We start from the raw sequence: 22484 nt of genomic DNA on the forward strand, positions 1-22484 counted from the left end.
TCCCCCTAACCTGAACGTCGAGTCACACGTTCAGGGGGCACGGACATGCGAACCGGGGATCCGACGCAGGGGGGCGAGCCGCGGCCCACGGGCGACGCGGGCGCCGGGTCCGCGCGCACCCTCGCCGACGGCCGCTACGCGTTGCAGCGGCAGTTGGGCAGAGGCGGCATGGGGGTGGTCTGGGAGGCGCTGGACACCCGGCTGAACCGCCAGGTGGCGGTGAAGGAGCTGCTGTTCCGGGGCGCGGTGGACTGCGAGACGCAGGCCGCGTGGGTGGAGCGGGCCAGGCGCGAGGCGCAGGCCATCGCCAGGATCGGCCACGAGCACGTCGTCTCCGTGCACGACGTGATCGAGGAGGACGGCCAGGTGTGGATCGTCATGGAGCAGGTCAACCCGCGCTCCCTGGCCGATCTGCTGCGCGACCAGCGCCGGCTGCCGGTGGCCACCGCGGCCAGGATCGGCCTGGAGGTGCTGCGGGGACTGCGGGCGGTGCACGCGGCGGGGGTGCTGCACCGGGACGTCAAGCCGCACAACGTGCTGTTCCGCAAGGACGGCCGGGCGGTGCTGATGGACTTCGGCATCGCCACGTTCGAGGGCGCGGCCAGCGTCACCCGCGGCCACGAGACCGTGGGCACCCCGCACTACCTGCCGCCCGAGTTCGCCTCGCCGTGGACCGGGCGGCGCCCGCCGGCCACGCCCGCGTCCGACCTGTGGTCGCTCGGGGTCACCCTGTACGAGGCGGTGGAGGGCCGCGCCCCGTTCCGCGGGGCGACGCCGTACGAGGTGCTGGAGGCGGTGCGGGAGTCCGCGCCGCCGCCGATGGAGCACGCCGGCCCGCTGCGCCCGCTGATCGAGGGGCTGCTCGCCAAGGAGCCGGAGAAGCGGCTGCCGGCGGAGCGGGCCGAGGAGCTGCTCCAGCACGTCGCCCAGGAGACGCCGCTCAACGCCCGCCTGGTGCCGCCGTCCCCCGACGACGGCGGCCCTCCCGCGTCCGCGCCGGCGCGGACCACCCGCCTGTCCCGGCTCTCGCCGCGCCGCCCCCGGCGCCCGCGCCGCACCGCGGTCGCCGGGGCGCTGTCGGTGGTGCTGCTGCTGGTCGCGGCCTGGGTGACCACGTACCTGCTCGGCGACGACGGGCCGCCGGACCTGGAGCGGTCCGCGACGATCCGCGAGGCCCGCAGCCGCGGGTTCCTGTCGATCGGGGTGAAGGCCGACCAGCCGGGGCTGAGCGAGGTGGTGAACGCGGAGAAGGAGACGTACCGGGGGTTCGACGTGGACATCGCCCGGGCCCTGGCCAGGGAGCTCGGCTTCGACCGGGTGCAGTTCCAGACCGTCAACACCGCGGGCCGCGAGTACCACCTGCGCAAGGGCGACGTGGACCTGATCGTCGCCAGTTACAGCATCACCGCGGAGCGCAGGAGGCAGGTGGACTTCGCCGGGCCCTACTACATCGCGGGCCAGGACTTCCTGGTCCGCGAGGGCGACGCCGCCATCGACGGCCGCGAGGACCTCGCCGGCAAGACCATCTGCACCGTGGACCGCTCCACCCCGGCCCAGCAGCTCCCGCGGCACGTGCCCGACGCGGCGATGACCACCCGCAGCCAGTACGGCAAGTGCGTGCAGGACCTGCTGGCGGGCACCGTGGACGCGGTGAGCACCGACGACGTCATACTCGCCGGGTTCCGGGCGCAGCACCCGGGCCGGCTGCGGCTGCTGAAGGAACCGTTCACCGCCGAGGAGTACGGGGTGGGTCTGGCCAAGGGCGACGAGGCGCTGCGGCACGCGGTGTGCGACGCGCTCGCCACGGTGATCGCCGACGGCGAGTGGACCCGCTACTACCGCGACCACCTGCTGCCGCTCGACCCGGACCAGGCGACGCTACCGAGGCCGCCCCGGCTCACCGAGTGCGGCGACGGGGGCTGACCGCGGTGGGCGGTCATCGGGTCCGTGGTGGACTCGTCAGTGCAGGCAACAGCGGCGCGCCCGGCGCCGCGGAGCGTTCGAGGAGTGAGTCATCGTGATCGTCGCCTTCTCCGTCACCCCCGTCGGCACCGGTGAGAGCGTCGGGGACGCCGTGGCCAAGGCGGTGCGGGTGGTCCGGGACAGCGGGCTGCCCAACCGGACGGACGCCATGTTCACCAGCGTCGAGGGCGAGTGGGACGAGGTGATGGACGTGGTGCGGCGGGCCGTCGAGGCCGCGGGGGAAGGGGCCGGGCGGGTGAGCCTGGTGCTGAAGGCCGACATCCGCCGGGGCGTCACCGACGGGCTGACCGCCAAGGTGGCGGAGGTGGAGCGGCGGCTCGCCGAGGGCTGAGCCGGCTCACGGCCCGTCCGGCGGGTTCCTGGGCACGGTGAGCGTGACGGCCAGGCCCCGCGGCTCGTTGGCGGCGAAGCCGATCCGGCCGCCGCCCGCCGCGAGCAGCGCCCGGGCGATGGACAGGCCGAGCCCGGAGCCCTTGACGTTCTGGTGGCGGCCGCTGCGCCAGAACCGGTCGCCGACGCGGGTGAGCTCCTCCGGGGTGAGCCCGGGCCCGGTGTCGGTGACGGTCACCGCCACCGTGTCCTCGGCCCGGTCCACCGCCACCCGCACCCGGCCGCCGGCAGGGCTGAACTTCAGGGCGTTGTCCACCACCGCGTCCAGGGCGCTGGAGAGGGCCACCGGGTCGGCCCAGCCGGTCGCGGCCGCCGGGCCGTCGTAGTCGAGGGTGACGCCGTCCCGCCGGGCCGCGGCCCGCCACGCCTCGACCCGCTCCGCGGCCAGCGACGCCACGTCGGCGAGCCGCAGGTCGGGGCGGCTGTGCTCGGCCAGGGCCAGGCCCAGCAGGTCGTCCAGGACACGGGCGAGCCGCCTGCCCTCGTCCCGCACGCCGTCGAGCTCGGCCTCGTGGCCCGGCGGGAGCTCCATGCCGAGCGCGTCGATGCGCAGCAGCAGCGCGGACAGCGGGTTGCGGAGCTGGTGGGAGGCGTCGGCGACGAAGGCGCGCTGCTGGTCGAGGACGTTCTCGACGTTGTCGGCCATCTCGTTGAACGAGCGGGCCAGCCGCCGCAGCTCCGGCGGGCCGCCCGCCGCGGCCACCCGGGAGGTGAGGCGGCCGGTGGCGATGTCATGGGTGACCCGGTCGAGCACCCGCACCGGCCGCAGCACCCACCCGGTGAGCCGCATCGCCAGCAGCACCGCGACCAGCATCGCCGCCAGCTCGCCGAGGGCGATCACCAGCCAGGCGTCCAGGGTGCGGTCCCGCATGCCGCCGGTCGGGGAGTCGGTGAGCACGACCGCGACCACGTCGCCGTCCAGCACCACGGGGGACGCCACCACGACCCGGTCGCGCTGCCACGGCCACACCTGGCGCGGGTCGTGGCTGCGCCTTCCGTCCAGGGCCTCGTCGAACGCCTGCCGTGCCTCCTCCTCCGCCAGCGGCGCCGACCAGCCGCGGGGCGCGGCGGCCATGGCGCTGCCGTTGCGGTGGAAGACACCGGCCCGGATGCCGTAGACCTCGTGGTACCGCCCGAGTTCGGACTGGAGGGTGCGCAGCCTGCCCTCCTGGCCCGCCCCGGCGCCGGCGGCGGGGTCGGCGGAGCGCCCGGTGACGAACTGGGCGAGCGCGGCGAAGCGGGCCGTGTCGTCGATGCGGTCGACCACGACGCGCTGCTGCTGGGCGCGGGCCTGGCTCACCCCGAGCGGCAGGCCGAGGGCGATCAGCACGCAGGCCATCAGGGACAGCAGGATGGCGAGGAGACGGGTGCGCACCGCGGCTCAGTCCCGGGGGGCGACGAGCCGGTACCCGACACCGCGGACCGTCTCGATGAGGGCGGGCAGCCCGAGCTTGCCGCGCAGCGACGCCACGTGGACCTCGAGCGTCCGCCCGGTGCCCTCCCAGCTCGTGCGCCACACCTCGCTGATGATCTGCTCGCGGCGGAATACCACCCCGGGCCGCTGGGCGAGCAGCGCCAGCAGGTCGAACTCCTTGCGGGTCAGCGGGACGGGCGAGCCGTCCACGGTGACGGAGCGGGTGGCGAGGTCGACGGACATCCGGCCCAGGTGGATGCCGCCGCCGCGTTCGCCCGCCGCGGCGGCGGGGTTCTCGGCGGCGGGTTCGGCCCTGCGGCTGACGGCGTGGATGCGGGCCAGCAGCTCCCCGGTGTCGTAGGGCTTGACGATGTAGTCGTCGGCGCCCAGGTTCAGCCCGTGGATGCGGGAGCGCACGTCGGCCCGCGCCGTCACCATGATCACCGGCACCGAGGTGCGGCGGCGGATGCGGCTGCACACCTCGAACCCGTCCTGGTCGGGCAGGCCCAGGTCGAGCAGGACGACGCGGTAGGGCTCGCCGCCGGGGAGCAGGGCGTGCAGCGCCTCCTCGCCGTTGCGGGCGTGGCTGACGTCGAAGCCGTGCTTGCCCAGGACGGCGGAGAGCGCGGCGGCGACGTGGTCGTCGTCCTCGACCAGCAGCAGTCGCATGGCCTGCTTCCTCCTTCCCCGGGCGTCCTCCCCCGGGCGTTGGCTCCCGGGCGTCCCCGCCCGGGCGTCGCGCCGTTCGTCCGGCCCGAGCCGCCTCGGACCGGTGCCGTTCAAGTGTCCCGGTCCGCGGGCGGCCGCGCCCCCGGTGGACGCGGTTCCCCGCGGCTGCGGTTCCCGCGGCCGCGCCGCCGCCCCGCCCGGGGAACCGGGCGGGGCGGCGCCCGGGACGGCCCGGCGCGGGAGCCCGGTGGCCGAAATCTTTCGTCCTCGCATTGTCGCTGCTCGGGTCGCGGGCGGACATCCCCGCGCGGGTGGTCCGGGGCAGGCGGACGGGGTCGCCGTCGTCCCCGCCGCCGTCCCAGCCGTCGCGGCCGCCTCCGCCCGGCGGAATCCGGTCCCCGTCCGGAGGTTCCGCCCGGGCGCGCTCGTCCGGCATGCTCCCCGTGTGCCCCCCGAAGTCAGTCCGACGCCGGGCCGCCGCGTCAACCCCGCGGTCGCGGAATGTCACCCACCGTTGCCCACCCGGTGTCCCGGAGGGGTCCACGCGGGGGTCGCAACGACGCGGAAACACCCCTAACCCTCACCCGTAACACCAGGTCGCCGCCCTTGTAGGGGTGGCCCGGCGGCAACCTGCGGGTGCCCAGATCGTTATGCTCAACTTCCGCTCAGATGTACTGACGGGAGTCGCCGCCGCTCCTATCGTCTCTGCACACACCAAACTCGAACCGGACACCGAAGCGCCCGCAGCCGGACCCGACAGGCCCGGTGTTTTCCGTTGAGGGAGCATTCCGCACATGACCGACGCTGTCGTGACCAAGGACGCCGCCCCTACCGCGGACGCCCTGGTCGTACTGGAGAACGTGAACAAGCACTTCGGTGCGCTGCACGTGCTCCAGGACATCAACCTGACCATCGCCCGCGGGGAGGTGGTCGTCGTCATCGGGCCGTCGGGATCCGGCAAGTCCACGCTGTGCCGCACGATCAACCGCCTGGAGACCATCGACAGCGGCGTCATCCGGATCGACGGCAGGCCGCTGCCCGCCGAGGGCAAGGAACTGGCCAGGCTGCGCGCCGACGTGGGCATGGTCTTCCAGTCGTTCAACCTCTTCGCGCACAAGACCGTGCTGGAGAACGTGACCCTGGGGCAGACCAAGGTCCGCAAGCTCCCCCGGCAGCAGGCGGAGGAGCGGGCCCGGCAGTTGCTCGACCGCGTCGGCGTGGGCAACCAGGCCGACAAGTACCCGGCGCAGCTCTCCGGCGGCCAGCAGCAGCGCGTGGCCATCGCGCGCGCGCTGGCCATGGAGCCGAAGGTGATGCTCTTCGACGAGCCCACCTCCGCGCTCGACCCGGAGATGATCAACGAGGTCCTCGAGGTCATGCAGCAGTTGGCCAGGGACGGCATGACCATGGTCGTGGTGACGCACGAGATGGGCTTCGCCAGGTCGGCGGCGAACCGCGTGCTGTTCATGGCGGACGGCCGGATCGTCGAGCAGGCCAGCCCCGACCAGTTCTTCACCGCGCCCAAGAGCGACCGGGCCAAGGACTTCCTGTCCAAGATCCTCCACCACTGAGCCCGTGGGCCGCGCGCCCCGCCCGGGCCCCCGCGCCGAGGGCGGCCCGGACGGCGTCCGCCGGCCGCCCGCACGTCTCGCAAGTCTTCAGCCACCGCCCGTGGGGGCGGCGAACCGCAAGGATGAGTCATGAAGCTCCGTAAGACCGCCGTGGTCGCGTGCGCGGCCCTCACCCTCCTGGCCACCGCCGCGTGCGGGAAGGAGGGCAGCCCCGACGACGAGCAGCCGGGCTCGGGCGGCTCCAACGCCAGCGACGCGCCGAAGCTGCCGACCTACGAGGTCAAGCAGGACGTCGCCATCAGCGGCTCGCCCACCTTCGACCGGATCAAGGGCAAGAAGATCACCATCGGCACGAAGGCCGACCAGCCGGGCCTGGGCTACGAGAACCCCAGCACCAAGGAGCGCACCGGCTTCGACATCGAGATCGCCAAGATGATCGCGGCCGACCTCGGCTTCTCGGAGAAGCAGATCGAGTGGAAGACGGTGCCCTCCGAGGCCCGCGAGACCACGATCGCCGCCGGGCAGGTGGACCTGTACGTCGGCACGTACACGATCAACGACGAGCGCAAGAAGCAGGTCGACTTCGGCGGTCCGTACTACATCGCCGGCCAGGACCTGCTGGTGAAGAAGGACAGCGACATCCAGGGTCCGGAGGACCTGAAGGGCAAGAAGGTCTGCTCGGCCACCGGCTCCACTCCGCTGAAGCGGATCAAGGAGAAGAAGTACGGGGTCGCCGAGGCCATGGCGCAGCAGGGCTACCAGCTCTGCGTGCAGCAGCTCAACAACGGCAGCGTCGACGCGGTCACCACGGACGACACCATCCTCAAGGGCTACGCCGCCCAGAACCCGGACGCGCTGCGCGTGGTGGGCAAGCCCTTCTCCGAGGAGCCGTACGGCGTGGGCCTGAAGAAGGGCGACGACGCGCTGCGCACCGCGGTGAACGACGCCCTGGAGGCGCACCAGAAGAACGGCGACTGGAAGGCCGCCTACGACGCCACGCTCGGCCTGTCCGGCTCCGCCGCCCCCGAGCCGCCGGCGGTCGACCGCTACTGACGCGACCTCACCCACGCGGGCGGCGCGCTCCGTGACGCGCCGCCCCGCGCCTTCGCGGGCCACCGGTCCCGCGACCGGTTCCTCCCCGCTTCGCGGGACCCCCCGCGGCGCGGCCCCGTGCCGCCCCGCGGGGACGGGCGCCCGCCACGCGAACCCCGGAGACTTCACTTGAACGTACTGCTCGACAACTTCGCGGAGTTCCGCGAGGGATTCCTCGGCACAGTCAGGCTGACGGGCCTGGCCGCCCTGCTGGCCCTGGTGCTGGGCACGCTCGTCGCGGCGTTCCGCGTCTCCCCGGTGCCCGCGCTGCGGGCGTTCGGCGCCGCCTGGGTGACGCTGCTGCGCAACACCCCGCTGGTGCTGCTGTTCCTCATCGTCACCCTGGGCCTGCCCGCGCTCGGCCTCAAGGGCTGGGACTCGGACTGGCTCGCCGTGATGGCGCTCGGCTGCTACACCTCGGCGTTCGTCTGCGAGGCCGTCAGGTCCGGCATCAACACGGTGCCCGTGGGCCAGGCCGAGGCCGCGCGCAGCATAGGGATGACCTTCACCCAGACGCTCGGGCAGATCGTGCTGCCGCAGGCCGCGCGCACCGCGATCCCGCCGATAGGCAGCCTCATGATCGCTCTCGCCAAGAACTCGGCGATCGCCTCCGGGTTCAACGTCAGCGAGCTGGGCTCGGTGCAGAAGACGCTCAACGCCGACACCGGCTACAACATCTTCGTGATCTTCTTCTGGATCGCGCTCTGCTACCTGATCATCACCTTCACCATCAGCGGCCTGTTCCGGCTGCTCGAGCGCAGGATGGCGGTGGCCCGATGAGCGGCACCAGCGTTCTGTACGACGTCCCCGGGCCCAGGGCCAGGGCGCGCTACCGCATCTACAACGTCCTGGCCGCGGCCGCGCTGATCGGCCTGCTGGCGTTCATCGTCTACAAGTTCGACGAGACCGGGCAGTTCGAGCCCGGCCTGTGGGACGACTACCAGTACTCCGCCACCCAGGAGCGCATCCTGGAGGGCCTGGTCACCACGCTGAAGACCTTCGCGCTCGCGGCGGTGTTCTCGCTGCTGCTCGGCGCGGTGCTGGCGGCGGGGCGGCTGTCGGACCACGCCCCGGTGCGGTGGGCGGCCGCGGTGGTGGTGGAGTTCTTCCGCGCCATGCCGCTGCTGATCATGATCTTCCTGCTGTCGGCGGCGTTCTTCCTCGGCTCGCCGATGTGGGCCGTGGTGCTCGGCCTGACGCTCTACAACGGCTCGGTGCAGGCGGAGGTCTTCCGCGCGGGCATCAACGCCGTCCCCAAGGGGCAGAGCGAGGCCGCGTACGCCATGGGCATGCGCAAGACGCAGGTCATGGTGCACATCCTCATCCCGCAGGGCGTGCGGACCATGCTGCCGTCGATCATCAGCCAGTTGGTGGTGACGCTGAAGGACACCTCGCTCGGCTACATCATCCTGTACCAGGAGCTGCTGTTCGTGGGTAAGTCGTTCGCCGAGCAGACGCCGCCGGTGAACGGGGTGTACGCGTTCATCCCCATGGTGATCGTGGTCGGGTCGATCTACATCCTGATGTGCCTGGCGCTGTCGTCGCTGGCCACGCTCGTGGAGCGGCGGACCAAGCGGAGCGTCAAGGGCAGGCCGCCCACCCCGGCGGCGACCGCGGCGACGGGCGCGGGCACCGGGATAGAGGGCGAGGGCCCCGTCGGCACGAAGGGTCCGTAGCGGCCCGCGCGGATCCCGGCGCCGGCTCGCGGCCGGGGGTCCGCCCGGGGTCCGGCCAGGACCCGGTGCGCACCCCGGCCGCGAGCCGGGCGCACGCCCCCTGAGCGCCCCACCGACCTGCGGGAACGGTGGGGCGCTCCGCTGTGCGCTCCGGCGCCTGCCGCCGCGTCAGGCTCCGCTTGACGCGGCAGGTCAGCAGTGGGTTGCATACGCATTGTGATCCATGGCCGGGCTGGCACTCGCCCCTCTCCGCGAAACGTTCGGGCCCCGCGAGATTTCCGGGCCGGGAAGTCCGCCCTCCGCTGTGCCACCCGCCCCGGGGCCGTGCCGTGGATCCGGTGATCATCGCCGGTGCCGGGCCGGTCGGCCTCGCGCTCGCGCTGGCGCTGGCCCGGCACGAGGTGCCGAGCGTCGTCATCGACCACGCCGGCGACGCGCGGGCGGCGGAGGACGGCCGGGCGGGCGGGCCCACCGGGGCGGACGCGAGCACGTGCGTGCTGCGGCCCGACACCGCGGCCCTGTTGAAGCGGATCGGCTGCGGCGCGGCGGTGGACGGGGCGGCGCGGTGGAGCACCTGGCGCACGCTGCGGCGGCGGCAGGAGGTGCTGCGGGTGGAGTTCGGCGCGGGGGCGGGTGGGGGCTCCGGCGCGGGTGTGGGTTCCGGTGCCGGCGCGGGCTCCGGTGCGGGTGGGGGCAAGGGCTCGGGCGCCGGCTCGGGCCCGGGTGCCGGCAAGGGCGCAGGTGGCGGCTCCGGGGCGGGCAAGGGCGCCGGCTCGGGGAGGGGCGCCGGTGGTGGCGCGGTGAGGGACGCGGCCGCGCCGGCGCGGGCGGCGGGCCGGGCTCCGGCGCCGGACGAGGCGGAGGACGGGGCGCCGGGGCCGCCGCTGCACCTGGAGCGGTGGCGGCTGATGACCGCCCTGCACCGGGCCGCCGCGGGCAGCGGCCTGGTCCGCCTGGTCACCGACGCCCGGCTGGACGGCTTGGAGCAGGACGAGCGGGGCGTGTCCGCGCACACCGGCGGCGGCCCCGGCACCTGGTGGCGCGGCAGCCACCTGGTGGGCTGCGACGGGCCGCGTTCCACCGTCCGCAAGCTGCTGGGGGTGCGCTTCCCCGGGCGCACCGCCGTGGACCGGTACGCCGTGGCGCTGGTCCGGGCGGAGCTGCCGTTCTCCGGCGAGGCGCTGCTGCACTGGAGCCCCTGGCGCGGCGAGGACGAGGTGACGGCGCGTCCGCTGCCCGAGGGGGCCTGGCGCCTGGACTGGCGGCTGCCGCCGCTCCGGGCGGACACCCACCCGGAGGACGACCCGCTGCGGCCGGACGCGCTGGTGGCCCGGGTCCGCGGCACCCTCGCGCACTGGTGCGACGGCGGCGTGCCCGCCTACGACCTGCTGGCCGCGGCCGAGCACCGGGTGCACCAACGGCTGGCCCGGCGGTGGCGGGTGGACCGCGCCTTCCTCGCCGGGGACGCCGCGCACCTGCTCGGGGCGCTCGGCACGCAGTCGGTGGACGAGGGGCTGCGGGACGCGGACAACCTGGCGTGGAAGCTGGCCCTGGTCTGGCACAAGCAGGCGTCCGACGCGCTGCTGGACAGCTTCCAGGCGGAGCGGCGCGGCGCGGTCGCGGCCCGGCTGCGCGCCGCCGACCAGGCGCTGCCCCAGGTCCGCTCCGGGGGCGCGCTGCGGGCGGTGCGCCGCTCGCTGCTGTCCGGCTCGGTGCGCAGGCACGCCGCGCTGCTGACGGACGCGCACGCGGGCACCGGCCCGCTGGGCGCCCCGCCCGTGCACGCCCGCTCGCCGCTGTCCGGGCCCGCCCCGACGGCGGCGGTGGCCACGGAGCTCGGCGCCCCGGCCGCCGACGTCCCGGTGACCGCGCTCGACGGCACCCGCACCGCGCTGCGGGCCCGGCTGGGCAAGGGCCTGCTGGTGGTGCTGGTGGCGCCGGGCACGGGCGTGTGGGAGAGCAGGCACTGGCTGTCGGCGGGGCTGATGCCGTCGCTGACCGAGGCCGCCGCCGCGCTGCCCCTGCCCGCGGAGGTGCTGGTCACCGAGACCTACCCGGGCACCACGGCGCACACGGTGCTGGTGGTGCGCCCCGACGGCCACCTGGCGGCGGTGATGCACGGCTGCCGCCCGGCCGAGCTGCTGGCGTACGCCGAGCTGCTGCGCCGCGGCGGCGCCGAGGAGCACACCGCCGAGTCCTCGGCGCGCTCGCGGGCGTGAACCCCGGGTGGGAGCCCGGGTGTGAGCGGGGTCGCCCATCGCGGAGGCGGGTGGCGCCGCGTGCGGCCGGCGCCGTGTGCGGCGGCGGGAGGTGTGGCCGGCGCCGTGTGTGGCCCTGCGGGGGCGGGGTGCGAGGTGCGCCGCGTGCGGGGTGCGGGCGCGGGCACCGCTGCCCCTCCCGCATCGGCGGTGCCGCCGGCGGCACCGCGGGTGTTCCCCCGCCCGCGGGCGCGCCGCCGGGCCACGGCTCACTCCGGCAGGTAGCGCTCGAGGACCTCGGGGTCCTCGCCCTCCTCCTCCAGGGCCCGTCGCACCACACGCAGCGCCACGCCCTCCGGGTAGCCCTTGCGGGCGAGCATCCCGGCGAGCCTGCGGATGCGCCGGTCGCGGTCGAGGCCGCGGGTGGCGCGCAGTCTGCGCTGCACCAGCTCCCGCGCGGTGGCCTCCTCCTGCTCGCGGTCCAGCCGCCCCACGGCCTCGTCCACGAGGGTGTCGTCCACGCCGCGGGTGCGCAGCTCCCTGGCGAGGGCACGGCGCGCCAGGCCCCGGCCGTGGTGCCGGGACTCCACCCAGGCGTTGGCGAACGCGCCGTCGTCGATGAGGCCCACCTCCTCGAAGCGGGCCAGCACCCGCTCGGCCGCCTCGCCCGGGATACCCGCGCGCTCCATGGCGTCCGCCAGTTGCCTGCGGGTGCGCGGCGTCCCCGTGAGCAGCCGCAGGGCCAGCGCGCGGGCGGCCTCCTCCGGGTCGCGCGGCGGGGACGCCGGCGCCTCCGCCCGCTCCCGCCGCCCGCCGTCCGCCCCGCCGCGGCGCCTGCCCCTACCCCGGCCCCGCCCCGGGCCGCGGCCGGACCCGCCACCCGGCTCGTCCGGCCCGCCGTCCGGGCCCGCGGAGCCGCCCGGATCGTCGCCGTACTCGCCGGTCCCGTACTCGCCGGCCCCGTGTCCGTCGGCGCCGTACCCCCCGGTGAGGCGGCTCCCGGTGCGGTACTTCTCGGTGCCGCCCGGTTCGGTGCCGTGCGGTTCGGTGTCCAACGGCGCCTCAGCTCTTGACGGCCGTGGTCGTCTTCGCCGCCTTCGGGGCCTTGGCCGGGGCCGCGACCGCCGCCTTCACCGCCGGGGCGGCGGCCTTGTCGTCCTTGACCTCGGCCTGCTGCTCCTCGGGCTGCGGCGCGGTCCTGGGGCCGATGCCGAGCTTCTCCTTGATCTTCTTCTCGATCTCGTCGGCGAGGTCGGGGTTGTCCCGCAGGAAGTTCCGCGCGTTCTCCTTGCCCTGGCCGAGCTGGTCGCCCTCGTAGGTGTACCAGGCGCCGGACTTGCGGATGAAGCCGTGCTCCACGCCCATGTCGATCAGGCCGCCCTCGCGGCTGATGCCGACGCCGTAGAGGATGTCGAACTCCGCCTGCTTGAAGGGCGGGGCCATCTTGTTCTTGACGACCTTCACCCGGGTGCGGTTGCCGACCGCCTCCGTGCCGTCCTTGAGGGTCTCGATACGGCGGATGTCCATGCGCACGGAGGCGTAGAACTTCAGCGCCCGGCCACCGGTGGTGGTCTCCGGGGAGCCGAACATCACACCGATCTTCTCGCGGAGCTGGTTGATGAAGATGGCGGTGGTCTTGGACTGGTTGAGCGCACCGGCGATCTTGCGCAGGGCCTGGCTCATCAGGCGGGCCTGGAGGCCCACGTGCGAGTCGCCCATCTCGCCCTCGATCTCCGCGCGCGGCACCAGGGCCGCCACCGAGTCGATGACGATGAGGTCGAGCGCGCCGGAGCGGACCAGCATGTCCGTGATCTCCAGCGCCTGCTCGCCGGTGTCCGGCTGGGAGATGATCAGCGAGTCGGTGTCCACGCCGAGCTTCTTGGCGTAGTCGGGGTCGAGCGCGTGCTCGGCGTCCACGAAGGCGACGGAGCCGCCCAGCCTCTGCGCGTTCGCCACGGCGTGCAGGGTCATCGTCGTCTTGCCGGAGGACTCCGGGCCGTAGATCTCCACGATCCGGCCGCGCGGCAGGCCGCCGATGCCCAGCGCCACGTCCAGGGCGGTGGATCCCGTGGGGATGACCTCCACCGGCTCGCGGGCGCTGTCCCCGAGGCGCATGACGGCGCCCTTGCCGAACTGCCGTTCAATCTGAGCGAGGGCGGCGTCCAGCGCCTTCTCGCGGTCGGTTCCTGCCATCGGTTCCACCCTGGTGGTCTGTGTCGAGCGCTTCACGTCCACGACGCTAACCGGTACCACTGACAGTGCGCCCGGCCCGGCTCCGGCCTGTGGACAACGGAGGCTGTGGACAACTGCCCGCGGAGCCCCGCGGCACTCCATCCTATGGGAATGTCTGTTCGAATGTGTGCGGCGATCCGCCGACCGCCCGCGCACCGCCCTGCCCGGCGCGGTCCGGTGCGGTGGACCTCAGCGGCTCTTCTTCGGCACGTCCATCGCGTCGCACACCGCCCGCCACACGTCCTTGGCGTCCCACCCGGCGTCCAGCGCCTGCCGCACGGTGCGCCCGCCGAGCTCGGTCATCACGTGGTCGGACGCGAAGGAGTCGGCGTACGCCTCCCCGAACTGCTCGCGCATCCGCCGCCAGAACTCCGTCAACCTCATGGGGGCCAGTATCGCGCCACGGAGGGCCCGGGCCCGGCGGCGGGCGGTCCGCCGGGCCCGGGGCGCCGCGGGACTCAGCCCACCGCCCGCAGCAGCGCCGTCACCAGCACCGCCGCGCCCACCACCACGAGGAAGGGGGCGCGCAGCAGCAGCGCCGCTCCGGCCACCGCGAGCCCGCCGGCGCGGGCGTCGGCCACCAGGGCACCCCCGTCCTCGCTCTCGAACGTCTGCACGGCGGTGAGCGCGGCGAGCAGGGCCAGCGGCACCAGCGCGGCGAGCCGCCGCACCAGCGGGCGCGACAGCGCCGCGGCGGGCACGGACAGGCCCAGCAGCTTGGCGAGGTAGCAGCCCGCCGCGGTCGCCGCGATCGCGGCCCAGGTGCTCGCGCCGCTCACCGCGCCACCGCCCGGGGTACGCCGACCAGCGCGAGCGGCGCGGCCAGGCCCGCGAGGAGCACCGGCACCCCGGCGGGCAGCACCGGGAGCAGCGCCAGCGCGACGGCGACGGCCAGCACCGCCGCCAGGCGCTCGCGCCGCCCGCGCAGCATGGGCGCGAGCAGCGCGAGGAACACCGCCGGGCCCGCCGCGTCGAGGCCGAACCTGCCGGTGTCGCCCAGCGCGGACGCGCCGAGCGCGCCCAGCAGCGTGGTCAGGTTCCACAGCGCGAACAGGGTCAGACCGGTGACCAGGAAGCCTGTGCGGGCACCGCGCCGGTCGGACCGGGACAGCGCCACGGCCGCCGACTCGTCGATGACCAGGTGCGCGGCCGGCGGCCCGGCCCAGCGGGGCAGGGCGAGCAGTTGGGACAGGCGCAGCCCGTAGAAGGCGTTGCGCGCCCCGAGGAACACCGCCCCGGCGACCGCGGCGACCGCCCCGCCGCCCCCGCCGAGCGCCCCGGCCAGCGCGAACTGCGAGGCGCCGGTGAAGATCAGCAGGCTGGAGGCGCACGCCTGGGCGGCGCTGAACCCCTCGGCGGCGGCGGTCACCCCGAAGGCGAACCCGGACAGGCCCACGGCGACGCCCACGCCGAGTCCGTCGCGGACGGCGGCGGACAGCGGCGGGGGCTCGGGGCCCGGGTCGTGCGGGGGCCCGTCGCCGGTTCGCGCCGACGCGCGCTCCCCCGGCGTGTCCGTCGGTGTCCCGTCCGCGGGCAGGTCCGCGGTCCCGTCCTTCGGTGAGACCTGTGAGGTGTGTGAGGTGCAGGGCTCGTTCACACCGTCACCGTAGGAAGAGGGCGCCGTCCGGGTCTTGTACGTTCCTGCGCCCCGCCCGCGCCGCCCGGTAGGTGCCGGGCGGCACGCCGACGATGCGGGTGAAGTGCCGGTTCAGGTGCGGCTGGTCGTGGAAGCCGACCTCGGCGGCCACCCGCGCCGGGGCGAGACCGGCCTCCAGCAGACGGCGGGCCCGGCGTACCCGCGCACCGGTGAGCCAACTGTGCGGCGGCAGGCCGTAGGCGGCGCGGAAGGCCCGCAGCAGGGGGAACGGTGCGGTGCCGACCTCGGCGGCGAGCCGCTCCAGGCCGGGCGGGTCCGCCAGGCGCTCCTCCAGGATCTCCCGGGCGCGGGCCGCGGCCCGCGCTCCGGCGGCCCGCGGCGGGCGGGGCCGCGTCGCCTCGCCGTGCTCGCGCAGCAGCGCGGCGACGACCAGGCGCAGCAGGCTGTCCGCGGCCAGCGCGTCGTCCTGCTCCGCGGCCCGGTGCACGGCGGCGACCAGGGCGGCCGCGCGGACGTCGGCGGCCACGGCCGGGCGGAAGGACGGCGTGCCGCGCAGCGCCGTCACCTCGCCGGCCACCGCGGCGACGACCTCGCGCGCCGGGTACAGCACCCGGTAGCTCCAGCCCTGCGCGGCCCCGGCGTGGCCGGTGTGCGCGGTGTCCGGATTGATCAGCGCCACCGTCCCGGGGCCCGCCCGCTCGACCCCGCCGCGGTAGTGGAACTCCTCCACACCGGAAGTGATGGCCGCGATGACGTAGGTGTCGTGGGTGTGCCGGGAGAACGCGTGCCGGACGAACCGCGCCCGCAGCAGGTCCACCCCGGGCAGGGCCGGGTGCTGCCAGTAGTGCGCGCTTTCCCTCAGGTCACCCGTTCGCATGACACGACATTGTGTCCCGGCCCGGGGCGCGAGCCCGTCTCTCGGGCGCGGCAGGGCTTCGGTCGTGCGCCCTGTATGCGCGCCGCGCTCCGCGCCTTGTGCCGCCCGCGCGCTCCGCGGCGCTTCCGACCGCCGGGGCCCGCGGCCCGCGCGCCGGAGGCTCTCCGCCCGCGCGCCGGCCGGGCGGTCAGCGGGGCGGGCGCAGCGTGACCAGTCCGCGGCCGTAGTACGGCTCGCCCGGGCAGCCGCCGGGGCCGCCCGAGGCCGAGGGGCAGTCGCGGGGGACGGCCGAGCGGGCGAGCAGGGCGCGCAGGCGGCCCGAGCCCGCGCCGGGGTGGCCGGCCGCCTGCACGGCGGCCGCCGCGCTGACGTGGGCGGCGGCCATGGACGTGCCCGACAGCGCGGCGTACCGGCCGCCCGGCCAGGTGGAGACGATCTGGCCCTCGGGGCCCGCCTCCGGGTCGCCGCCCGGCGCGGCCAGCCAGCCGCGGCCCGCGCCGTAGTTGGAGTAGGGCGCGAGCCCGCCGTGCCGGTCCACCGCGGTGACGCCGACGACGCCGGGCAGCTCGCCGGGCAGGCGGATGCAGTCGGCGCCCAGGTGGCGGGTCGGCGGGCGGCCGCCGCCCGCGCGGTCGTTGGGGCTGCGCCGGTCCACCCGGGAGGCGCCGAGGTCCTGGCCGTCGTTGCCCGCGGACGCCACCACCAGCGCGCCGCGCCGCTGGGCGTACCCGACGGCGCGGGAGACCGCGGCGGTGACGGCCGCCTGGTCGGGGTCGTCCGGGCAGTTGTACTTCCACGGGTCGGCGAAGTAGCTGTTGTTGACCACTCGGGCGCCGTGCGCCACCGCCCACAGGAAGCCGCACACGATGTTCTCGGCGTAGTACTGGCCCGCCGTGTCCAGCAGGCGCACGGCCGCGATGCGCACCCCGGGGGCGGCTCCGGTGACGCCCCTGCCGTCGCGGGCGGCGGCGATGGTCCCGGCGATGTGGGTGCCGTGGCCGTTGTCGGGCAGCGCGGCCACGGGGCGCCAGGCGCCGGGCGCGGTGTCGGGGCGGCCGGTCGCGCAGGAGGCCGAGCGCGCCGGGTCCACGGCGTCCCGCAGGTCGGGGTGGGTGTCGTCCACACCGGAGTCGAGGACGGCCACGACGGTGCGGCGCAGCGCCGCGGGCCGGGGCCGGTCGGCGCCGATCATGGCGAGGTTCCAGGCGGGGCGCTCCCGCGGGTCGGGGACGAGCGGCGGGCGGTCGGCGCGGGCCCCGGGAGCGCGGGCCGCGTCGCCGGCACGGAACGCGCCGCCCGTCCGGTCCGGCGGCGCGGGGGGCGCGGACAGCGGCGCGGTGCGGGTGGCACCGGCGGAGGCGACACCGGGCGCGGCGCGCACCCGCTCGGCGAAGCGCGGGTGCGCCGCGTACGCCACGACGACGCCGATGGGGGCGTGCACGGGCCCGAGCACTCCGTCCGCCGCGCGCACCGCGCCCGCGGCGGCCGCCGCGCCGGTGGGGCCCGCCCGCTCGGCGACCACCACGTAGCTGAGGAAGCTCGGACGGGGCACCGGTACCGACGCGACGACCCCCACGGCCAGGGCGAGCAGCACCAGCAGCGCCGGGCCCCGGGTCGCGCGGCCCTCGCGCGGGCCCGGCGGCGGGGCCGTCCCGGTCCCGGGGAGCCCGCGGGACCGGCCGCCGGGCGGCCGGGGTGCGGTGCGCCCGGGCGGGACGGGCGGTCGCGCGGCCGTGCCTCCTCGGTACCCCATGCCTCACCGCCACCGAAGGGTCCTGCGTGCTCACTCAGCGCCACTGTATTGGCATTTAGTAATAAATCGTGGTATTCGGCGCTCGTGTCGCGGGGGTGGTGAGGTTGTCCACAGGCCCTGCGCCGTTGTCGGTGCCGCCAGGCACGATGGAGGCATGTCGCAGCCCAGTCCCGCACCGGACCCGGAGCAGGAGCCGGCCCCGCACGCCGCCCTGGCCGCGTTCTCCCCCGCCACCCGCGCGTGGTTCACCGGGGCCTTCCCCGCGCCCACGGCCGCCCAGGCCGGCGCGTGGCAGGCCATCGGCGAGGGCTCCGACGTGCTGGTGGTCGCGCCCACCGGCTCCGGCAAGACCCTCGCGGCGTTCCTGGCCGCGCTGGACCGGCTGGCGTTCACCCCGCCGCCCGCCGAGCGGCGCAGGCGCTGCCGCGTGCTGTACGTCTCCCCGCTCAAGGCCCTCGCGGTGGACGTCGAGCGGAACCTGCGCAGCCCGCTCACGGGCCTGCGCCAGGCCGCCGTCCGCCTGGGCCTGCCCGAGCCCGAGGTGCGGGTGGGCATCCGCTCCGGCGACACCCCGGCGGCGGAGCGGCGCTCGCTGGTCACCAGGCCGCCGGACATCCTCATCACCACGCCCGAGTCGCTGTTCCTGATGCTCACCTCGGCGGCGCGCGAGGCCCTCGCCGGCGTGGAGACGGTGATCGTCGACGAGGTGCACGCCGTCGCCGGCACCAAGCGCGGGGCGCACCTGGCCCTCTCCCTGGAGCGCCTGGACCGGCTGCTGGAGCGGCCCGCGCGGCGGATCGGCCTGTCCGCCACCGTCCGGCCGGTGGACGAGGTGGCCCGCTTCCTGTCGCCGCAGCGCAGGGTCACGGTGGTGCAGCCGCCGTCGGACAAGCGGTTCGCGCTGTCCGTCGTGGTCCCGGTCGAGGATCTCGGGGAGCTCGGCGGCTCCCCCGTGGCCGACCACAGCGGCCCCGCCGCGGGGAACGAGCAGCGCCCCTCCATCTGGCCGCACGTGGAGGAGCGCATCGCCGATCTGGTGCAGGCCCACCGCTCCACGATCGTCTTCGCCAACTCCCGGCGCCTGGCCGAGCGGCTGTGCAACCGGCTCAACGAGATCGCCCACGAGCGCGCCACCGGCGCGGCCCTGCCCGAGACCGGTTCGCCGGCCGAGGTGATGGCCCAGTCCGGCGCCGCCAGGGGCGCCCCCGCCGTGCTCGCCCGCGCCCACCACGGCTCGGTGTCCAAGGAGCAGCGCGCCCTGGTCGAGGAGGACCTCAAGGCGGGGCGGCTGCCCGCGGTCGTGGCCACCTCCAGCCTCGAGCTGGGCATCGACATGGGCGCGGTGGACCTGGTGGTGCAGGTCGAGTCGCCGCCGTCGGTCGCCTCCGGGCTGCAACGGGTGGGCCGGGCCGGCCACCAGGTGGGCGCGGTCTCCACCGGCGTGGTCTTCCCCAAGTACCGGGGCGACCTGGTGCAGGCGGCCGTGGTCACCGAGCGGATGCGCGCCGGCGACATCGAGGCGCTGCGGATCCCGGCCAACCCGCTGGACGTGCTCGCCCAGCAGATCGTGGCGATGTGCGCCATGGACACCTGGGACGCGGACGAGCTGCTGGCGCTGGTGCGTCGGGCCGCCCCGTTCGCTTCGCTGCCCAGGTCCGCCTTCGAGGCGGTGCTCGACATGCTCGCCGGCCGCTACCCGTCGGACGCCTTCGCCGAGCTGCGCCCGCGCCTGGTGTGGGACCGGGTCGCGGGGACGGTCACCGGCCGCCCGGGCACCCAGCGGCTCGCCGTCACCTCGGGCGGCACCATCCCCGACCGCGGCCTGTTCGGCGTGTTCCTGGTGGGCTCCGATCCGAAGAAGGGCGGCGGCCGGGTCGGGGAGCTGGACGAGGAGATGGTCTACGAGTCCCGGGTGGGCGACGTGTTCACCTTGGGCACCACCTCCTGGCGCATCGAGGACATCACCCGGGACCGGGTGCTGGTCTCCCCCGCCCCCGGTGTCCCCGGGCGGCTGCCGTTCTGGAAGGGCGACCAGCTCGGCCGCCCGCTGGAACTCGGCCGCGCCCTCGGGGCGTTCCTGCGCGAGATCGGCGCCCTGCCGCGGGACCGGGCGCAGGAGCGGCTGCGCTCGGCCGGGCTCGACGAGTGGGCGGCGGGCAACGTGCTGTCCTACCTGGAGGAGCAGCGCGCCGCCTGCGGGCACGTACCCGACGACCGCACCATCGTCGTCGAGCGGTTCCGGGACGAGCTCGGCGACTGGCGGGTGGTGGTGCACTCGCCGTTCGGGGCGCAGGTGCACGCGCCGTGGGCGCTGGCGCTCGGCGCCCGCCTGGCCGAGCGCTACGGCATGGACGCGCAGGTCATGCACGCCGACGACGGGATCGTGCTGCGCCTGCCCGACGCCGACATGATGGGGCTCGACCTGCTGGACGCGCCGCCCCCGGCCTCCGGCGTGGACCACGGCTCCGCCTGGGGCGGCGACGAGCAGGCCGCGCCGGTCGGCGCCGACACCGTGGCCTTCGACCCGGGCGAGGTGGAGCAGGTCGTCACCGAGCAGGTGGGCGGCTCGGCGCTGTTCGCCGCCCGGTTCCGCGAGTGCGCGGCGCGGGCCCTGCTGCTGCCCAGGCGCGACCCCGGGCGGCGCACCCCGCTGTGGCAGCAGCGGCAGCGGGCCTCGCAACTGCTCCAGGTGGCGTCCGGGTTCGGGTCCTTCCCGATCGTGCTCGAGGCCGTGCGCGAGTGCCTCCAGGACGTGTTCGACGTGCCGGGCCTGGCCGAGCTGATGCGGGACGTGGAGACGCGCCGGGTGCGTCTGGTGGAGGTCACCACGCCCGAGCCGTCCCCGTTCGCCAGGTCGCTGCTGTTCGGCTACGTCGCCCAGTTCCTCTACGAGGGCGACTCCCCGCTCGCCGAGCGCAGGGCCGCCGCGCTGTCGCTGGACTCCCGGCTGCTGGCCGAGCTGCTCGGCCGGGCCGAGCTGCGGGAGCTGCTCGACGCCGAGGTGATGGCCGAGCTCGAGCGGGAGCTCCAGCGGCTCACCGAGGACCGGCGGGCCAAGGACGCGGAGGGCGTCGCCGACCTGCTGCGGCTGCTCGGGCCCCTGACCGGCGCGGAGCTGGCCGAGCGCGGCGGGCGGGCCGAGTGGGCCGAGCAACTGGCCGCGGCCAGGCGCGCCATCCGGGTGCGGGTGGCGGGCGAGGAGCGCTGGGCCGCCATCGAGGACGCCGGGCGGCTGCGGGACGCGCTGGGCACCGCGCTCCCGGTGGGCGTGCCGGAGGCGTTCACCGAGCCGGTCGGGGATCCGCTGGGCGATCTGCTGGCCCGGTACGCCCGCACCCACGGCCCGTTCACGGCGGCGGAGGCGGCCGCCCGGTTCGGCCTCGGCACCGCGGTGGTCACCGGGGCGCTGCACCGCCTCGCCGCGGACGGCCGGGTGGTGCAGGGCGAGTTCCGGCCCGTCGCGGCCCCGGGCGCCGCCGAAGGCGGCGAGTGGTGCGACGCGCAGGTGCTGCGCAGGCTGCGGCGGCGCTCGCTGGCCGCGCTGCGGCAGGAGGCGGAGCCGGTGCCGCCCGCCGCGCTGGCCTCGTTCCTCCCGCAGTGGCAGCACCTGGGCGCGCACAGCCTGCGCGGCGTGGACGGGCTGCTGCGCGCGGTGGAGCAGCTCCAGGGCGCGGCGGTGCCCGCCTCCGCGCTGGAGCGCCTGGTGCTGCCGTCGCGGGTGGCGGGCTACCAGCCGTCGATGCTGGACGAGCTGACGGCGGCCGGCGAGGTGGTGTGGGCCGGGGCGGGCGCCGCGCCCGGCAAGGACGGCTGGATCGCGCTGTACCCGGCCGACACCGCGCCGCTGCTGCTGCCCGAGCCGCAGCCGCTGGAGGCCGGCGAGGTGCACCGGGCCGTGCTGGATGCCCTGTCCGGCGGGTACGGGCTGTTCTTCCGGCAGCTCGCCGAGCGGGTCGCCGCGGGCGGCACCACCGTGGACGACACCGAGTTGGCCACCGCCCTGTGGGACCTGGTGTGGGCCGGCCGGCTCACCAACGACACCCTGGCCCCGCTGCGCGCGCTGCTCGGCTCCGGGCGCACCGCGGGGTCCACCGCCCACCGGGCGCCCCGGGCGGTGCCGCGCGGCCGGTACGGCACGCTCACCGGCCGGCCCGGCGGGCTCGGCGGCGCCGCCCGGATACCGGGCTCCCGGACGGGGCCGCCCACCACGGCGGGCCGCTGGTCCCTGCTGCCGGAGCGCGTCACCGATCCCACCCACCGGGCGCACGCCCTGGCGCAGACCCTGCTGGACCGGCACGGCGTGGTCACCCGGGGCGCGGTGGCGGCCGAGGGCGTGCAGGGCGGGTTCTCCGCGGCCTACCGGGTGCTCACCGCCTTCGAGGAGGCGGGCCGGGCCAGACGCGGCTACGTGGTGGAGGGGCTCGGCGCCGCGCAGTTCGCCACCGACGGGGCCGTCGACCGGCTGCGCGCGGTGCACACGGCGCGGGACCGGGCGCCGGACGGCGGCGCGGACGCGGCGCCGGGGCGCCCGGGCGGCGGGCGGGGCGGCGGCGCCGTGGTGCTGGCCGCCGCCGACCCGGCCAACGCCTACGGGGCCGCCCTGCCGTGGCCGGATCCGCCGGGGGACGCGGGCCACAAGCCGGGCCGCAAGGCGGGCGCGCTGGTCGTTCTCAGCGACGGTGAGCTGGTGCTGTACGTCGAGCGCGGCGGGCGGTCGCTGATCGCCTGGGACACCGGTCCGGAGCGGCTCCAGTCGGCGGCGGACGCCCTGGCCCTCGCGGTGCGCGAGGGCGCCCTCGGCAGGCTCACCGTGGAGCGCGCCAACGGGGAGCCCGCCCTCACCTCCCCGCTGGGCCGCGCCCTGGAGGCCGCCGGCTTCCACGCCACCCCCCGGGGGCTGCGCCTGCGGTCGTGACCCCGGGGCCCGGCGGCGGGCTCCGGCGGCGGGCCGGGCCCGCCCGGCGGACGGCCGCCGCAGCCGCGGGCGCGCCGCGAGCGGCCCCTCGGCCCCCCGCGACCGGCCGACCGGAAG

Annotated in this window: 17 protein-coding genes; 8 read left to right on the forward strand and 9 right to left on the reverse strand. The window is 76.2% G+C overall.

What is annotated here, in order from left to right; translation table 11 throughout:
- Positions 1-45: 45 nt before the first annotated feature.
- Both ACYVO2_RS27035 and ACYVO2_RS27040 read left to right on the forward strand, forming a co-directional pair.
- Positions 46-1923, forward strand: a complete 1878-nt coding sequence (locus ACYVO2_RS27035) for a bifunctional serine/threonine-protein kinase/glutamate ABC transporter substrate-binding protein (RefSeq protein ID WP_461010620.1) — start codon at positions 46-48, stop codon at positions 1921-1923.
- 94 nt (positions 1924-2017) lie between these two features.
- On the forward strand, positions 2018-2314 hold the full coding sequence (locus ACYVO2_RS27040) for an MTH1187 family thiamine-binding protein (protein WP_461010621.1): 297 nt from the start codon (positions 2018-2020) through the stop codon (positions 2312-2314).
- A 6-nt stretch (positions 2315-2320) separates the two neighbouring features.
- On the opposite strand, the gene ACYVO2_RS27045 is transcribed toward ACYVO2_RS27040, so the two are convergent.
- The gene (locus tag ACYVO2_RS27045; protein WP_461010622.1) at positions 2321-3748 is read right to left on the reverse strand and encodes a sensor histidine kinase; all 1428 of its coding nucleotides are present in this window, start codon (positions 3746-3748) and stop codon (positions 2321-2323) included.
- A gap of 6 nt (positions 3749-3754) precedes the next feature.
- On the reverse strand, positions 3755-4456 hold the full coding sequence (locus ACYVO2_RS27050) for a response regulator transcription factor (RefSeq protein WP_461010623.1): 702 nt from the start codon (positions 4454-4456) through the stop codon (positions 3755-3757).
- Between the two features lie 794 nt (positions 4457-5250).
- On the opposite strand from ACYVO2_RS27050, the gene ACYVO2_RS27055 reads away from it, so the two are divergent.
- The 5 genes from ACYVO2_RS27055 to ACYVO2_RS27075 all read left to right on the forward strand — a co-directional run bounded on the left by ACYVO2_RS27055 (position 5251) and on the right by ACYVO2_RS27075 (position 11014).
- Entirely contained in the window at positions 5251-6027 is a 777-nt protein-coding gene (locus ACYVO2_RS27055; protein ID WP_461010624.1) for an amino acid ABC transporter ATP-binding protein, read from the forward strand.
- A gap of 129 nt (positions 6028-6156) precedes the next feature.
- Positions 6157-7080, forward strand: a complete 924-nt coding sequence (locus ACYVO2_RS27060) for a glutamate ABC transporter substrate-binding protein (protein WP_461010625.1) — start codon at positions 6157-6159, stop codon at positions 7078-7080.
- A 168-nt stretch (positions 7081-7248) separates the two neighbouring features.
- Entirely contained in the window at positions 7249-7899 is a 651-nt protein-coding gene (locus ACYVO2_RS27065) for an amino acid ABC transporter permease (RefSeq protein ID WP_461010626.1), read from the forward strand.
- Complete coding sequence (locus tag ACYVO2_RS27070; protein WP_461010627.1) at positions 7896-8795, forward strand: amino acid ABC transporter permease; 900 nt, start codon at positions 7896-7898, stop codon at positions 8793-8795. The genes ACYVO2_RS27065 and ACYVO2_RS27070 overlap by 4 nt, the downstream gene beginning before the upstream one ends.
- Before the next feature lie 329 nt (positions 8796-9124).
- Positions 9125-11014, forward strand: coding sequence for an FAD-dependent monooxygenase (locus tag ACYVO2_RS27075; RefSeq protein WP_461010628.1), 1890 nt, complete (start codon positions 9125-9127; stop codon positions 11012-11014).
- A gap of 248 nt (positions 11015-11262) precedes the next feature.
- On the opposite strand, the gene recX is transcribed toward ACYVO2_RS27075, so the two are convergent.
- From recX to ACYVO2_RS27110, 7 genes are all read right to left on the reverse strand, one after another.
- Positions 11263-12048 carry a recombination regulator RecX gene (gene recX, locus ACYVO2_RS27080; protein WP_461010629.1) on the reverse strand — a complete coding sequence of 262 codons (786 nt, stop codon included), beginning with the start codon at positions 12046-12048 and terminating at the stop codon, positions 11263-11265.
- 7 nt (positions 12049-12055) lie between these two features.
- A complete protein-coding gene (recA, locus tag ACYVO2_RS27085; RefSeq protein WP_461010630.1) occupies positions 12056-13186 on the reverse strand; it encodes a recombinase RecA in 1131 nt (376 codons plus the stop codon).
- Positions 13187-13414: 228 nt separating this feature from the next.
- Positions 13415-13609: a DUF3046 domain-containing protein gene (locus ACYVO2_RS27090; protein WP_461010631.1), complete on the reverse strand. Its 195-nt coding sequence runs from the start codon at positions 13607-13609 to the stop codon at positions 13415-13417.
- Between the two features lie 74 nt (positions 13610-13683).
- Positions 13684-14004 carry an AzlD domain-containing protein gene (locus tag ACYVO2_RS27095; RefSeq protein ID WP_461010632.1) on the reverse strand — a complete coding sequence of 107 codons (321 nt, stop codon included), beginning with the start codon at positions 14002-14004 and terminating at the stop codon, positions 13684-13686.
- Positions 14001-14762 (reverse strand): AzlC family ABC transporter permease, encoded by a 762-nt coding sequence (locus ACYVO2_RS27100; protein WP_461010650.1) that lies wholly within the window; start codon positions 14760-14762, stop codon positions 14001-14003. Before ACYVO2_RS27100 ends, ACYVO2_RS27095 begins: the two co-directional genes overlap by 4 nt.
- 64 nt (positions 14763-14826) lie before the next feature.
- Positions 14827-15699 (reverse strand): AraC family ligand binding domain-containing protein, encoded by an 873-nt coding sequence (locus tag ACYVO2_RS27105; RefSeq protein ID WP_461010633.1) that lies wholly within the window; start codon positions 15697-15699, stop codon positions 14827-14829.
- Between the two features lie 187 nt (positions 15700-15886).
- Positions 15887-17452: a S8 family serine peptidase gene (locus ACYVO2_RS27110; RefSeq protein WP_461010634.1), complete on the reverse strand. Its 1566-nt coding sequence runs from the start codon at positions 17450-17452 to the stop codon at positions 15887-15889.
- A gap of 154 nt (positions 17453-17606) precedes the next feature.
- On the opposite strand from ACYVO2_RS27110, the gene ACYVO2_RS27115 reads away from it, so the two are divergent.
- A complete protein-coding gene (locus ACYVO2_RS27115; protein ID WP_461010635.1) occupies positions 17607-22367 on the forward strand; it encodes an Lhr family helicase in 4761 nt (1586 codons plus the stop codon).
- Positions 22368-22484 lie beyond the last annotated feature (117 nt).

It is taken from the genome of Streptomyces capparidis (genome assembly GCF_054782095.1).

Bases quoted from the DNA above. Each gene is read 5' to 3' on its own strand.
- ACYVO2_RS27060 (WP_461010625.1), top strand. From the start codon at position 6,157: ATGAAGCTCCGTAAGACCGCCGTGGTCGCGTGCGCGGCCCTCACCCTC.
- recA (WP_461010630.1), bottom strand. From the start codon at position 13,186: ATGGCAGGAACCGACCGCGAGAAGGCGCTGGACGCCGCCCTCGCTCAG.
- ACYVO2_RS27090 (WP_461010631.1), bottom strand. From the start codon at position 13,609: ATGAGGTTGACGGAGTTCTGGCGGCGGATGCGCGAGCAGTTCGGGGAG.
- ACYVO2_RS27035 (WP_461010620.1), top strand. From the start codon at position 46: ATGCGAACCGGGGATCCGACGCAGGGGGGCGAGCCGCGGCCCACGGGC.
- ACYVO2_RS27055 (WP_461010624.1), top strand. From the start codon at position 5,251: ATGACCGACGCTGTCGTGACCAAGGACGCCGCCCCTACCGCGGACGCC.
- ACYVO2_RS27050 (WP_461010623.1), bottom strand. From the start codon at position 4,456: ATGCGACTGCTGCTGGTCGAGGACGACGACCACGTCGCCGCCGCGCTC.
- ACYVO2_RS27110 (WP_461010634.1), bottom strand. From the start codon at position 17,452: ATGGGGTACCGAGGAGGCACGGCCGCGCGACCGCCCGTCCCGCCCGGG.
- ACYVO2_RS27070 (WP_461010627.1), top strand. From the start codon at position 7,896: ATGAGCGGCACCAGCGTTCTGTACGACGTCCCCGGGCCCAGGGCCAGG.
- ACYVO2_RS27115 (WP_461010635.1), top strand. From the start codon at position 17,607: ATGTCGCAGCCCAGTCCCGCACCGGACCCGGAGCAGGAGCCGGCCCCG.
- ACYVO2_RS27105 (WP_461010633.1), bottom strand. From the start codon at position 15,699: ATGCGAACGGGTGACCTGAGGGAAAGCGCGCACTACTGGCAGCACCCG.